The organism is Streptomyces sp. NPDC002057, assembly GCF_040296665.1.
Lineage (GTDB): Bacteria > Actinomycetota > Actinomycetes > Streptomycetales > Streptomycetaceae > Streptomyces.
On the sequence record NZ_JBEOXR010000003.1, the window covers coordinates 21,643 to 35,636 of the forward strand.

The 13,994-nt window shown below is 71.2% G+C and carries 11 protein-coding genes; 5 read left to right on the plus strand and 6 right to left on the minus strand.

Going from position 1 to position 13,994, the window contains the following annotated elements; genetic code table 11:
• Positions 1–10: 10 nt before the first annotated feature.
• The 4 genes from ABT129_RS03430 to ABT129_RS03445 all read right to left on the minus strand — a co-directional run bounded on the left by ABT129_RS03430 (position 11) and on the right by ABT129_RS03445 (position 4,673).
• A complete protein-coding gene (locus ABT129_RS03430) occupies positions 11–715 on the minus strand; it encodes a hypothetical protein (protein ID WP_351896497.1) in 705 nt (234 codons plus the stop codon).
• Positions 716–966: 251 nt separating this feature from the next.
• Positions 967–1,773, minus strand: coding sequence for a hypothetical protein (locus ABT129_RS03435; protein ID WP_351895990.1), 807 nt, complete (start codon positions 1,771–1,773; stop codon positions 967–969).
• A 200-nt stretch (positions 1,774–1,973) separates the two neighbouring features.
• Complete coding sequence (locus tag ABT129_RS03440) at positions 1,974–3,503, minus strand: adenosine deaminase family protein (protein WP_351895992.1); 1,530 nt, start codon at positions 3,501–3,503, stop codon at positions 1,974–1,976.
• A 303-nt stretch (positions 3,504–3,806) separates the two neighbouring features.
• Entirely contained in the window at positions 3,807–4,673 is an 867-nt protein-coding gene (locus tag ABT129_RS03445) for an AraC family transcriptional regulator (RefSeq protein ID WP_351895995.1), read from the minus strand.
• 269 nt (positions 4,674–4,942) lie between these two features.
• On the opposite strand from ABT129_RS03445, the gene ABT129_RS03450 reads away from it, so the two are divergent.
• The 4 genes from ABT129_RS03450 to ABT129_RS03465 all read left to right on the plus strand — a co-directional run bounded on the left by ABT129_RS03450 (position 4,943) and on the right by ABT129_RS03465 (position 9,273).
• Positions 4,943–6,058, plus strand: a complete 1,116-nt coding sequence (locus ABT129_RS03450) for a serine hydrolase domain-containing protein (protein WP_351895997.1) — start codon at positions 4,943–4,945, stop codon at positions 6,056–6,058.
• Positions 6,059–6,287: 229 nt separating this feature from the next.
• Positions 6,288–7,064 (plus strand): class I SAM-dependent methyltransferase, encoded by a 777-nt coding sequence (locus tag ABT129_RS03455; protein WP_351896000.1) that lies wholly within the window; start codon positions 6,288–6,290, stop codon positions 7,062–7,064.
• A 202-nt stretch (positions 7,065–7,266) separates the two neighbouring features.
• Entirely contained in the window at positions 7,267–7,626 is a 360-nt protein-coding gene (locus tag ABT129_RS03460) for a hypothetical protein (RefSeq protein WP_351896002.1), read from the plus strand.
• A 411-nt stretch (positions 7,627–8,037) separates the two neighbouring features.
• Entirely contained in the window at positions 8,038–9,273 is a 1,236-nt protein-coding gene (locus ABT129_RS03465) for a PP2C family protein-serine/threonine phosphatase (protein ID WP_351896004.1), read from the plus strand.
• A gap of 156 nt (positions 9,274–9,429) precedes the next feature.
• Here the strand turns inward: ABT129_RS03465 and ABT129_RS03470 are convergent, their stop codons facing one another.
• Positions 9,430–11,322: a transketolase gene (locus ABT129_RS03470; protein ID WP_351896006.1), complete on the minus strand. Its 1,893-nt coding sequence runs from the start codon at positions 11,320–11,322 to the stop codon at positions 9,430–9,432.
• 588 nt (positions 11,323–11,910) lie between these two features.
• Between ABT129_RS03470 and ABT129_RS03475 the strand changes: the two genes are divergently transcribed.
• The gene (locus tag ABT129_RS03475) at positions 11,911–12,747 is read left to right on the plus strand and encodes a class II glutamine amidotransferase (protein ID WP_351896499.1); all 837 of its coding nucleotides are present in this window, start codon (positions 11,911–11,913) and stop codon (positions 12,745–12,747) included.
• 69 nt (positions 12,748–12,816) lie between these two features.
• Here the strand turns inward: ABT129_RS03475 and ABT129_RS03480 are convergent, their stop codons facing one another.
• Positions 12,817–13,962, minus strand: a complete 1,146-nt coding sequence (locus tag ABT129_RS03480; protein ID WP_351896501.1) for an MFS transporter — start codon at positions 13,960–13,962, stop codon at positions 12,817–12,819.
• Positions 13,963–13,994: the final 32 nt, after the last annotated feature.

Consider the following 13,994-nt stretch of genomic DNA (forward strand, 5'->3'; position numbering starts at 1 on the left):
AGAGTCTCGGTCAGTGCACTCGTTCGCCGCACTGCGCAGGGAGCAGGACGGCACACGCCGGCAGCTCCTTGCGACGTGATCCCCTCACCCTCAGGCACGCTTCAGGGGAGCCGTCCACGGGCGCGTATTCGAGGGCGACCTCGTCCAGTACGACGATCTCACCCCCGGAGTGCAGTTCCCCCGCATGTACGCCGTCCGGGAAGCGGCCTGCCAGGGTCCCGAAGGCCGCGGTGCCCTCCTCGTCGGCGACGCACTCCTGGATGTCGAAACGCCAGTGCTCGGCGGCATCGGCAAGCAGTGCCCTGCCCTGCTTGCCCAGCCCCGCCAGGAACGCTGTGCGGGCTCGCAGCTGGTGAGCGATGGTGCAGCAGATCGGGACTGCCGTGCCGTAGGACGTCGTGACGCGCGTGTACTCGGCGTGGGGGTGGAAGGACAACGCCTCGTCGATCAGCACCAACGCGGCGTCCCGCGCCGCCGGGTGGCCCTGCTGAGCGATGTCCAGGAGCAGAGGGGTCGCGACCGCAGCCGCCGGGAACACCGCGCCGCTGTGGCCGTGAACGATTCCGCCACCGCCGAGCAGAGAGCCGGCGTCCGCCGCTGCCACCAGATTCGTCGCACCGGCCAGCGCGCGCAGACCGCGTGCGGCGCGAGCCGGTTCGTACCAGTCGGGGTGGCCCCGTATGGCACCCCAGTCCACGGCATCGATCGCATCCATCACGACCGCATCCTCGCACCTGACCGCTCCCGCGCTTCCTCGGGCTCGTCCGCGCTCGTGCATCCTTCCGTCGGGCACCGAGCTCGTGAACTTATCCACCGGCACCTTGCCCGCGCCCGCCTCCCGCCTCCCGCCTCCCGCCTCCCGCCTCCCGCCAGGACGGTGTCGCGCAGACCATCTCCTGATCTCCAGGCAGTCCGCCGCCGCTTGAACGAACACTCATTCCGTACGTGCGCGACGACGGCCGGGTCTCACCCCGTCCGCCATGCGCTCACCGTCCAGAAGACCGCGAATCCCGTCCACGCGAGCGCGAACGCCCAGGTCACAGGGTGTCCTCCGAACAGCGCCAGGGCTCCGAGCCATCCGACCCCGGCCGCCACGAACAACCAGCCGAAGGTGGGGAAGGCCAGGAGGCCCGAGAGCCGTCCGCTCACCACCGCCCAGGCGCCCGCCGCCAGAATCAGGCAGCCGACAGCGAGCCACGGGAGAACCCCGCGCTGCGAGGAGGGCGCGTAGGAGTGGCTGTGGCCGCGTACTCCCAGCGCCACGACCTCACCGCGCCACAAACGGAGTTCGGCCCGGTCGCCCGTTCGCACCTCTCGGTACGTGGGCGACCCCACCGACAGCCAGGCGGTGCGAGCGAGCCACTCGACCTCGATGTCGTAGTACGGGGTGCACGTGGTGCCACCGCCGCCCCCCGTGGTCACTCCGCCGGCCACGACACCGCCCGTGCTGCCACCGGCTGTGGCCATGCCTCCTCCGCCGCCGATGGTGGTGCCGGCCGCGGTGCCGCCGCTGGTGCCGTTGGAGGTGCAGTGCTCGCCCGTCCGGCGGTCGAGCACCGTACCTGTCTCGCGCCGCACGCACTCCGCGCCGCCTTCACCGCTGCCGGCCGCGCAGGCCGGTGCGTCGCGGTACTCCAAGGTGGCGCCGTATCCGTCGGCCACCTGCTGACCACAGAGGAGGACGCCCCAGGCGGCCGCGAGGACGACCAGCCCCCGTAACCAGCCGGGCAGCCGTCCTCGGTACCAACCTCGTCCGTACCCCGTTGTCTTCACCCCGCCGTGATTCCCCTCGGGCGAGGCCCTCACGCGCCGTGGTGCGGGCGCGCTGAAGGTCGCGCGGGACGACGATGGTGGGGTTCGCGGTGGCCGTCCTGCCCGCTCCGGGGTGGTGCGGCGGAGGGCCCGACCGACCGACGGTTGGGTACGGCCCGGGGCCGGGCGAACAACGGTTGGTCACGGTCGGGCCCCGCCGGCTAGCGGTTGCCGCCGGGGCGGGTGGTGCGGGCGTGGGTGGCCTCGAAGCGGCGGAAGGCGGCTTCCTGCCGCCACTGGACCTGTGCCTTCAGGTTGCGCTTCAGGAAACCGGCGCAGCGATCGGCCGGGCGTCCGCTGCCCTGGCGCTCGTCGGCGCAGGGGCCGACCGGCCGGTAGCCGGTGCGGATGTCGTCGTTCCACAGGCCGCGGCCGGGCAGGAAGGAGTGCTCCAGGGAGGCCCGGGCCAGGTCCCTCAGTTCCGGGTAGCGCAGCCCGTACATGTCTGCCGCGCGGCGGTACTCGTCCGTGATCTCGATGCGGGAGACGCCCGGATCGTCGGTGGCCAGGACCACGGGTACGCCGTGGCGGCGGTAGGTCGCGAAGGGATGCGCCGCGCCGGAGACGCGCAGGATCTGCTCGTTGCTGTGGAAGGGGACCTCGACGGCGACGCGTCGGCCGGCCATGTCACGCATGAGGGAGGGCCATCGGTCCTCGTGCAGGACGGACACGCCGTGCCCGATCCTCTCGGCGCGGCCGGTCTGGACGGCCTCCCTGATGTGGAAGGTGAGGTCTTCGGGCTTGACCAGCCCGGGCACCAGCTCCCCCGCGTGCAGGGTGATGTGCGCCTTGGGGTACTGCGTCTTGAGGTAGTTCAGCATCCGCATGTGAAGGCGGTAGTCGCGCAGGGCGACCTCACCGTCCTCGGGCTGGACGAGGTTGACGGCGACGAAGCGCGGATCGCGCTCGGCGAGCCGCATACCCAGGGCCATCTGCGTGAACACCCGCTCGGGGGTGCCGAGGCGGGCGACCTGCGAGATCCACCGGTAGGGCAGGAAGCAGGCCGCGTCGGGTCGGGGGGTGCCGCAGTGCGCGGCGGTGCGGAACTCGGTGTCGGTGGTGTCCGCGTCGGCGCGGGCCTGGCGGACGACCGCGTCCAGGGCCCCTTGGGCGAGGAGCTTGTCGTGCATGCGGTCGAGGTCCGCGTCGTAGCCGACCTTGTCGGCGAGGTCACGTGCCTGACCGGAGGCCGGGGAGATCATCGTCTCCAGATAGAACTGGTTCTGCCGTGCGGCCGTGTTGGCCACCTCGGCGAGCATCCGGCCGGGGTGGCGCCAGGTCACCTCACCGAACTTCCCGAAGGTCGCGAAGAAGTGGTCGTGGCCGTTGCCGTCGGCCGGGAAGTCCTGCATCGACCAGGCCCGGATCACCTGTTGGCGGAACGCGGCATCGGTGACGGCGTCGCCGGCCGGCCGGGTGCCGGGGCCGCACGGGGGCGCCACCGCGGTCGTGGTGTCCGTCGTGATGCACAGGCCGTCGTCGGTGGCCAGTTCGATCAGGAACTCGGTGGAGACCGCGCCGGAGAGGTGGTTGTGCAGGTCACCGCCCTTGGGAAGGTCGGTGAAGAAGTCCGCCGGCCGCCCCGGAGCCGGAGGTGCGAGAGGGACGGGGGCCGCGTGCGCGGTGGCCGGGGCGAGGAGTGCGAGGGCGCTGAGTGCACCGAGCAGATGGGATGGAATCACGGGGCACATGCTGGTGAAGCGGGTTGCGACGGCGGGGCACGCGGGGCCGGGAACCAGTGGATGTCACCCGTAAAGCCTCTGAAGGATCGTTCGCTCTCGCCTCGCCCCACCTCCCACCACGTCCCGCCTCCCGCCTCGCCTCACCTACCACCTCGCCTCACCTCCCACCTCGCCTCACCTCGCCCGCGGGGCAACCGGTTGGGCATCTTCGGGGCACACGGTTGGCGCGGTTCCTGTCCGCACAAGGCGGTGTGGGGTTGCGTACGGGCGAACCAGAGCTCCGCACCCGTGAGCACCACAGGCTCCAGCGGACTAAGCCACCCGCTCGATCGGGACCCACAGTTGCGAGTCGGTCTCCATGCCGACCTCGACCGGCCGCGTCCGCAGGAGTTCCGGACCCGGCCTGGTCACGTAGGGGTTCGAGGGGAACCATTGCGTGAACACATCCCGCCACAGCTCCTGGAGTGCGCTCGGGTAGGGACCGTGGTTGTCGAAGACCGCCCAGGTCCCCGCCGGCACGTCGAGGGCGTCCAGCTCCTCGGCAGCCGTCCCGGGGTGGGTCGCCACGCCCACCCAGTAGTCCACCTCGGCGCCCTCCTCCCGGCTGTCGGTCAGGTGCACCACCGCCGACAGGATCCCCTCGGGCTCCACTCCGACCAGACTCTTCATCCGTACGATCGCCCGGCTGTCCAGGCTCTCCACGTGTGCCTCCGCGGCCGCGTTGACGCCCTCGTGCACGAGAGGCACCCGGGCCCTCCTGCCCACCACCCGGAACGACTCCTTCTCCACGACCCGGTAGCGCATGGCCGTACTGCCCTCGACGACTACACGGAAGGACATCCGAGGCTGGGCCGTGAGCACCGCGCCCGTACGCCGGGCCTCCCCCGGCCCGATGCCGTGCACCGACCGGAACGCCCGCGCGAACGCTTCGCCCGAGCCGTACCCGTACCGCACGGCGACATCGAGCAGCGTCAGCTCCCCGGCCAGTACTTCGGCCCCCGCAAGCGTCATCCGCCGGCGCCGCACGTAGACCGGGAGCGGCATGCCGGCGAGCGCGGAGAACAGTCTCCGGAAGTGGTACTCCGACATCGCGGCGATCCGGGCCACCTCGGCCATGTCGACCTTCTGGTCCAGGCAGGCCTCCAGGTGCTCCATCGCCTGATTCAGCCGTTCCAGCACGCGTATCAGCCTCCTCCTCGCCGCAGGATCGGGTGCCGACCGGGCCGCCGTGACCCACCGGCTCGACGAACGGTCCGCCGGCGTCGCATGGGGACAGATGCCGATAGGAGGCAATTCTGGAGCATGGGTCCGTCGGTGGGGTCGTCGTTCCACAGCACGGTCGTAGGGCCACCTTGATGGAGTAGAGACGAACTGATCGGGCCCGGCCCGACAGAACCGGTACGGGAATTGTCGGGCTGGGAACCCTGCCGCTGCTTGAGGCTTGACGCATGACCGAAATCCAGGGATTCACCGAGCCTCGGTTCGCCGCCGTCCGTGAGGCACTCGCGGCTCTGCTCGACCAGGGCGATGGGGGCGCCTCTGCGGCCGTCTACATCGACGGTGAGGCGGTGGTCGACCTCTGGGGCGGGTTCGCCGACACGAACCGTCGCGTCGGATGGGAGCGCGACACCCTCACGTGCGTGAACTCGACCACCAAGAACATCACCGCCCTGTGCGCACTGATTCTGGCCGATCGCGGCCGGCTCGATCTGTCCGCACCGGTCGCGGCCTACTGGCCCGAGTTCGCCCAGGCCGGCAAGGAGCGCGTGCTGGTACGACACGTGCTGTCGCACACCGCAGGGCTGCCGGACCTGTCCGGGCTGACGGCGGTCGAGGACCTGTACGACTGGGAGAGCGTGGTGGCAGGACTGGCCGCGCAGGCGCCCGAATGGGAGCCGGGAACGGCCGCCGGCTATCACGCGCTCACCTTCGGGTTCCTGGTCGGTGAGATCGTCCACCGTGTCTCCGGCCGCAGCCTCGGCGAGTTCTTCGCCGAGGAGGTGGCCGGGCCGCTGGGCGCGGACTTCCACATCGGCCTCTCCCCCGAACATGACCACCGCGTCGCACCACTCGTCCCTCCCCCGTCTCTGACCGACGAGTACGCCTCCACCCCGCCGACCGGGCCGGATGGCACGCGCCGGGAACACCCCGGTGCCGCCATCCGGGTCAGGGAGGTCAATTCCGCTGCGTGGCGCCGCGCGCAGATCCCGGCGGTGAACGGCTTCGGCAACGCTCGGTCCGTCGCCCTCGTCCAGTCGGTACTGGCGAACCACGGATCGGTCGGCGGTGTGCGACTGCTGTCCCCCCAGGGCTGTGCGCCCGCGTGGAAGGAGGTGTTCCGCGGCGACGACCGCGTCCTGCGGGCGCCGATGTCCTGGACGGCGGGCTTCGGCAGGTTCGGCAACACCTTCGGCTGGGGCGGTTGGGGCGGCTCACTGGTCGTGGGCGACCCCGACGCACGCATGACGGTGGCCTACGTCATGAACCAGATGATCGACCGCGACCAGCAGGAGGACGATCGCGGCATGGAGATCGTCATGGCCGCGTACGGCGGACTGCGGTGACGACCCGACGAGGCAGGGTGGTCCGTGCCCGCACCGATCACCCATGCCCCTCTCCCCTCTCGCCGGCTCAAGAGGTGGGTGGGACCCTAGCGAGCCGTGCAGAAGCGGAACGGGGGCGGGGCCGGCGTCAGGATGCTGAGAAGCCTGCCTCTGACGTCGGTGAGGGTGTCCGTGCCGGCCCCGGAGGTGACCGGTACCTCCGGGAAATCAGCGCGGTAGCCTCGGGGCCATGTCCGAGACATCAGTGACCCGCTTCTACGACGAACTGGCCGACGACTACCACCTGATCTACTCGGACTGGGACGCGAGCATCGGTCGGCAGGGGGATGCCCTGGGCGCCCTGATCGGCCAGGATCGTGCGGCGGTACTCGACTGTTCCTGTGGCATCGGTACGCAGTCCATCGGCCTGGCGCTGCTCGGGCACCGCGTCACCGGGAGCGACCTCAGCCCGCGCGCCGCCGCCCGCGCCGCCCGTGAGGCCGCACGCCGGGACATGAGCCTGCGCACGGTGGCCGCCGACATGCGACGCCTCCCTTTCGCCGATGGACAGTTCGATGTCGTCGTCTGCGCCGACAACTCGCTGCCGCACCTGCTGACCGAGCGGGATGTGCGCACCGCCCTGGCCGAGATGCGCCGCGTGCTGCGTCCCGACGGCCTGCTCCTGGTCAGCACACGTCCCTACGACGACCTGCTGCGGGACCGCCCGAATTCGACGCCTCCACAGGTCCATGGGACCGCCGACGGCGCCGACGGAGGCGAGCGAACCGTCACCTTCCAGCTCTGGCACTGGCACGACGACGGCGAGCACTACGACTTGGAACACTTCCAACTCCTCCCGGCAGGCGACGAATGGCGTGTCCAGGTCCGCCGGACCACTTACTGGGCACTCGGCCAGGAACGGCTGGCCGACCTCGCCGCCGAGGCCGGGTTCGTCGACTTCGCGTGGCGGATGCCGCAGGAGACCGGCTTCTTCCAGCCGCTGCTCATGGCCCGCGCCGGTGCGTAGGTGGTGGTTCCAGAGCGGCCCGAACTCGGGGACGCGGATCTTCTCCAGGACCGGCTTGAACTGCGTGCAGTCTGCCCGATGACCTGGGGTGACGATCCGGGCCTCGCCCGGGAGATCGCCCGCACAGGCCCACCGCCCGAGGGCCTGTTGCGGAAATACGCCGCTGGGCAGTTGAGTCCTGTGGGTCGGTACAGTCGCGTGCATGCTGAAGCCATTGCTGCGTGTAGTTGAAGCGGGCGGTCGTGCCGTGGACGATCCGACCGAGGAGGCTCTGCACGACCTGCTGTCCGAGATGAATCTGTCGCACCGGTTCGTGATCCTGAAGAGACTCGATCTGGAGCCCGTGGATCAGCACTACATTCAGGTGTACCTGAACGACGACCTCAGCTACCAGGTCGAGTACCGCGAAGGCAGTGAGGACAAGCACTACCAGGCCCACGTTCCGAGGCTCCACGAAGTGTTCGGCCCTGAAGAGTCGACCGCCAAGGTGATGATGGACTGGGCGCACGATCGACAGGGATGGCGGGAGGCGTTGCCGTGGACCCCGATGCCTTCTCAGTGAAGGCTGACGGCCACTTGTTGATCGCCGCGACCAGGACTGTCGCCTCGTAGCGCGAAGCGCGGCGGCCGGCACCGCGCGGCTGTTTGTGGCGCCCCCCGGGGCACCCGGTGCTCCCCACGGCGATCGTGTCGCGCCGCGAGGCCGGAGGGGTGAGGCTGGGAGCAGGTGCGCCGTGGATGGAGCCGTTTCTCATCGGACGGTTCGGGTGAGGAGGCGGTGACGGTTGTGGCTGTCATCGCTACCGGGCGTGGCCGTCTCGGTGGACGGGAACGGTGTGTCTGCCGCGAGGGTGTCGGCCGGAGAAGGGTGTGGCGTGCGGTGATCGCTGTCAGCCGCAGGGACGATGCGGAGCCGGGTGCCGCGCGCATCCACAGCTGGCAGCTGGGCGGCTGAAAGGACCGGTGGAGGCCCGTGGGAACGGACATCGACCACGCGGCGTTGTTCGCGGCCACGCCCAGTCCGTATCTGGTGCTGGGCCCCGACCTGGTGATCGTCGCTGTCAACGAGGCCTACCTCCACGCCACCGGCCGGAGCATGCGGGACCTGGTCGGCCAGCACCTGTTCGACGCGTTCCCGGACAACCCGGCGGACCCGAACGCGGACGGGGTGCGGAATCTGAACGCCTCGCTGCAGCGGGTCCTGAGGTCGAGGCAACCGGACACGATGGCGGTACAGAAGTACGGCATCCCCGTCGTGGCCCGGCCCGGGACGTTCGAGGAGCGGTGGTGGTCGCCGATCAACACCCCCGTACTGGGTCCGGACGGGCAGGTGGCGTGGATCATCCACCGGGTGGAGGACGTGACCGACTTCGTCCGCTCCCGCCCGCCCGGGCCGGCCGGAGGAGTGCTGGCCAGGCGACAGGTGATGGAGGCCGAGCTGTACGCGCGGGCACGGGAGCTGCAGCGGCTGAACGAGGAGCTGCGCCAGGCACACGCCCGCGAACGACAGGTCGCCGTCACCCTGCAGGAAGCCATGCTGCACTCGCCCGACCTGGACCGGTACCAAAATGTCGCGGTGCGTTACCTTCCCGCGGTCGGGTCGCTGAACGTGTGCGGCGACTGGTTCGACGTGGTCGATCTCCCCGACGGCCGCTTCGGCGTCGCGGTCGGCGATGTCGTCGGCCACGGTCTGGAGGCCGCTGCCGTGATGGGCATGCTGCGCAGTGCCCTGAGCGCCGCCGTCCGAGCCGTCCACGAGCCGGCCCGGTCGCTGGAAGTACTCGGCCTGTACTCCCGATCGGTCGAAGGCGCGCTGGCCACCACCGCCTTCCAGGCCGTGATCGACACGCGTCAGTATCGGATCACCTACAGCAGTGCCGGACACCCCCCGCCCGTTCTGCTGCACCCCGACGGAACCTACGATCTGCTCGTCGAGGCGACCGACCCGCCGCTGGGCGCCCGCCCTGAACACGTCACCCGTCCGCAGGCCGCCCTCCCCTACAACTCCGGCGACACCCTCGTGCTCTACACCGACGGGCTCATCGAACGCCGCGACGAGGACATCGACGCCGGGCTGCACCGACTCGTCGACGCCCTCACCAGCCACGCGCGCACCGACCCGGACCGTCTCGCCGACACGCTGCTGGCCCGCCTCGGTGTAGCGGGCGGCGCCCGCGACGACATCGCCCTGATCGTCGTACGCCTCTGACCTGGCACTCGCTGAGTCAGGCGGAGCGGTCGTCGCGGGTGCACCACAGGTGCATCACGGGTCTGCCGTAGCGTCCCGGCACTCCGGGGTCTGCTTCCGACCTGCCCTCCCCGTCCCGGCCGCCCGGCGTCCGTCCCCCGCCTGCCCTCAGCGTGGTCATGCCTCCCACCGGTCCAGCAGCGTGCGGGCAGCGCGGGTGATGTGGGTGCGGGAGATCCCGGCGGCGTCGAGGAGTTCGTCGGTCGTGCCCGATCCCGGCAGGCCTGTGACGGCGAGGTGGGCGAAGGCCGGACGGCTTCCCGTCGTGGCAAGGGCCGACAGGACCGCCTCGCCGATGCCGCCTTCCGGGTGGTGGTCCTCGACGACGACGAGCGCCTCGGTCTCGCGGGCCGCGCGGGCGAGCGTTTGGGTGTCGATCGGCTTGATGGAGTACAGGTCGACCACACGGGCCTGGATGCCCTCGTTCGCCAGCTCCTCGAAGGCCGCCAGGCACTCGTGGAGGGTGACCCCGGCTCCGATCAGGGTCACTTCGTCGTTCTCGCCGCTACGGAGGACCTTGGATCCGCCGACCGGAAATCCCTCGCCGTGGGCGTACAGGACCGGGTACGCGCCACGGGTGGCGCGGAGGTACGAGATCCCCTCCACGTCGGCCATGGCGATGGTCAGAGCCGTCGCGGAGGTGGCGTCACTCGGGTACAGCACGGTGGATCCGCGGATCGCGCGCATCATGGCGAGGTCTTCCAGGCCCATCTGCGAGGGGCCGTCGGCACCGATCTCGACGCCGCAGTGGGTGCCGCACACGGCGATCGTGACCTGTGAGACGGCTGCCATGCGGAGGAAGTCGTGGGCCCTGGTGAGGAAGGCGGCGAAGGTGGTGGCGTAGGGGCGGAAGCCGCGCACGGCCATGCCGACGGCGTCGGCGATCATCTGCTGTTCGGCGATGTAGGTCTGGAAGTACCGCTCGGGGTGGGCCTTGCCGAAATCCTCGGCGTGGGTGGAGTTCCCGACCTCGGCATCCAGGGCGACGACGTCGGGGCGAGCCCCCAGGGCCGCGAGAGCGGCGCCGTAGGCGACCCGGGTCGCGACCTTGTCCCCCACGGCGTAGCGGGGCGGTTCCGCCGCCCCGTCTCGCGGAGCGTCGCCGGGCGAGGCGACGGGCGAGGCGTCGGGCGGCCGGGGGCCGCGCACGCGCAGGTCCCGGTCGCCGGAGAGCTCGGCGACCGCGCGCTCCGCGATGTCCTCGGGCAGGGGCTTGCCGTGCCAGCCGCCCTTGTCGGCGACCTCGGCCACACCCCGGCCCTTGACGGTCCTGGCGACGACGACCGTGGGAGCCTGCCCGTCCCCGGCGGTGGTCAGGGCACTGTCGATCGCCTCCAGGTCGTGGCCGTCGACCACGATCGCCCTGCAGCCGAACGCCTCGACACGGCGGGCGTAGGCGTCGGTGTCCCATTCCAGCTCGGTAGGGCCGCACTGTCCGAGGCGGTTCACGTCGATGAGGGCGACGAAGTGGGACAGCCGGTGGTGACCCGCCTTGTCGAGGGCCTCCCAGACGGATCCTTCGGCCGTCTCGCTGTCGCCGCACAGCACCCACACCCTGGCAGGGCTTCTCTCCAGCTCCCGGACGGCCAGAGCGATCCCGACCCCGTAGGCGATGCCCTGCCCGAGGGAGCCGGTGGCCACGTCGACCCAGGGCAGTACGGGAGTGGGGTGGCCTTGGAGCCGGTGCCCGAAGCGGCGATAGGTCGTCATGAGCTCGTCGTCGGTGATGGCGCCCGTCGCTTTGAACATGGCGTAGAGCAGCGGCGACGCGTGCCCCTTGGAGAAGATGAGGTGGTCACCCGCCGGGTTCTCGGGCTCGTCCCAGTCGTACCGGAGGTGCCGGGTCATCAGGACCGCCATGAGGTCGGCCGCCGACAGACTGGACGTGGGGTGGCCGGAGCCCGCGGCGGTGCTGGCCCGGACGGAGTCGGCACGCAGCTGCTGGGCGAGCGCGAAGACCTCGGAGAGGGCGCTCCCCGGGCCGAGGAGGGTGGGTGATGACGTCGTCATGAGCGAGATTCCTTCCATCCGAATGCGGCCGGGTCTACGCGAGCCGGTCCGGGCGACTCCCGATGTGGCTCGCTCGTCCTCCGCTGGGCCTTCCGCCGTCAGCGGTCGCGGGGGCCGTCCGTCCGGCTCGCCCGGGCTGCCCATCGGCTGGCTCCCGCAGGCTGCCCGTCCGTCTGACTCGCACAGGCTGCCCGCGCCGCCGTCTCGACCTGCCCGGGACATCCGCAGACGGCCGAGGCCGCGCGGTCGCGGACGGGGCCACCGGAAACCTCGGAGCCCGGATCCACGGACCCACATCCACGCACCAGGCCGACGGGCCTCAGCGGAACTCCGATGACCTGCGCGTACCCGTATGATCCGGGATCAATCACCCGCTGTGGGTACGTCCAGCGAGTCGGCTGCCGCTCGCGCTCTCTCCCCGGCGTACCCCGCTCCGCGCGGTGAGCCCGAGCCCAGGTCAGCCCTGCCTTCCGTGCTGCTCCGCTCCTCGCCCCGCCACCCGGCCCGGCCTCTCATCCGACCTCCGATCCGAGGGGCCGGGCGTCACCGGCGTACGCTCGGAACAGAGTCCGGAAGGGGATGACGCGGATGTGTCGCTGGCTCGCCTACTCGGGTACGCCGATGCTGCTCGACAGCGTGCTGTACGCCCCCGAGCACTCCCTCATCAATCAGAGTCTCCACGCGCGGCTGGGCGTCGAGTCGACCAACGGGGACGGATTCGGCATCGGCTGGTACGGGCCCGATCGCGACGGGACTCCGGCGGTCTTCCGGGATGTCGGGCCTGCCTGGAGCAACCGCAACCTGCGGGAGCTCGCCGCGCACCTCCGTTCGCCCTTGTTCTTCGCCCACGTCCGCGCCTCCACGGGCTCCGCGATCCAGGAGACCAACTGCCACCCCTTCCGCCACGGCCGGTGGCTGTGGATGCACAACGGAGCCATCGCCGACTTCCCCCGGCTGCAGCGCGATCTCTGCATGGCGGTCGATCCGGCCCTCTTTCCGTCCATCGAGGGCTCGACCGACTCCGAGGTGATGTTCTACCTGGCGGTCACCTTCGGCCTCGACCAGGACGTCCCGGGCGCGGTGGCCCGCATGGCGGGCCTGGTGGAACGTCTCGGCCGCGAACACGGCGTACCCGATCCCCTGCAGATGACGGTGGCGGTGAGCGACGGAGAGCGCGTGTGGGCCTTCCGCTACGCCAGTCGGGGGCGCCCACGCTCGCTCTTCTACACGAGCAGGGCCGAAACGGTCCGGAGCCTCCACCCGGAACTGCACTATCTCAGGGAGATCTCCGACGAGACCCGCATCGTGGTCTCGGAGCCCCTGGGCGACCTGCCCGGTGTGTGGAACGAACTGCCCGAGGGCAGCTACGCCACGATCCCCTCCGGCCTGGACACGGACTACCTCCCGTTCTCCCCGCTGCCTTGACGCCGGGCAGGAGATTCCGTTGATCCGGATGCCGTCGGCGGCGAACGGCACCCGAGCAGGAACGTGGAACTACTCCCCCACCGGTGCCGCGCGCGGGCGGCGTGCCAGGGCCAGCAGGGGGCCCGCGGCCAGGAGGGCGGCGAGGACCGCGTAACCGGTGGTGAGGGTCGCGACGGTCGCGACACCGGCGACGAGGAGGGGGCCACCCGCGTCGCCGAGCTCGCGGCCGAGTTCGGCCGACCCCATGGTCTGGCCCATCCGCTCCTCCGGTGTGGAGGCGGCGAGGGCGGCGAAGCCGAGCGGGGTGATCAGTCCGGTGCCGGTGCCGATGAGAGCGGCGGCCAGCAGGACTCCCGCAAGGCCGGGGAGCACCGCGGCGGCGAGGCCCACGGCGGTGACGAGCAGTCCGGTGAGCAGTCCGGTACGGGTGGTCAGGCGGCCGGCGTCCAACGCGCGGCCGGTTCTGGGCTGGACGACAGCGGCGGTGGCGGCGAGGACCGACACGGCGGCGCCGGTCGCGACGGTCCCGAGCCCGGCGGCGGCTCCCGAGACGGGCAGGAAGCCGACGCCGACGGAGAGCGCGGCGGTGGCTGCGGCGAGCGCGGCGGTCGGGGCGAGGAAGGACCGGTCGGCCAGGCGGCGGGCAAGGTCCGCGACCGTCTGACGCTTGCGGGGCAGCGGCGGTACGACGGGTACGGCGAGCGCCGCCCACACGGCGACGCCGGCCGCGCACAGGGCCATGACCGTGAACAACAGGCGCAGGCCACCCGCCCAGACGAGCACTCCGCCGAGGAGCGGGCCGAGGGTGTAGCCGATGGACTTGTAGAAGCCGTAACTGCCGAACGCGCGGCCACGTTTGGCCGCCGGGTTGAGGCGGGCGACGAGCGCCGAGGCCGAGGGGGAGAACGCGGAGGCGGCCGCGCCCTGGCCGAGGCGGGCGGCCCAGAGCCAGCCCGGGCTGTCGGCGATCGCGTACAGCGCGGAGGCGGCGGCGAAGGCGATCAGGCCTCCGAGGAGGACCGGCTTGCCGCCGATCCGGTCGGCGAGCGAGCCGAAGACGGGCTTGAGCAGGACCTCGGCACCGTCGTACAGGGCGAGCAGTCCGCCGAGGACGAGGAGCGAGGTGACGGCGTCCTCGGAGAACCCGCCGAGGTTGGCGGCGATGCCGTGGGCGCCGAAGGCGGTGGTGAACCCCGCGGCGTACAGCGGCCACATGGCCGACCTCGGGGCGGCCGCGGCTATGGGCG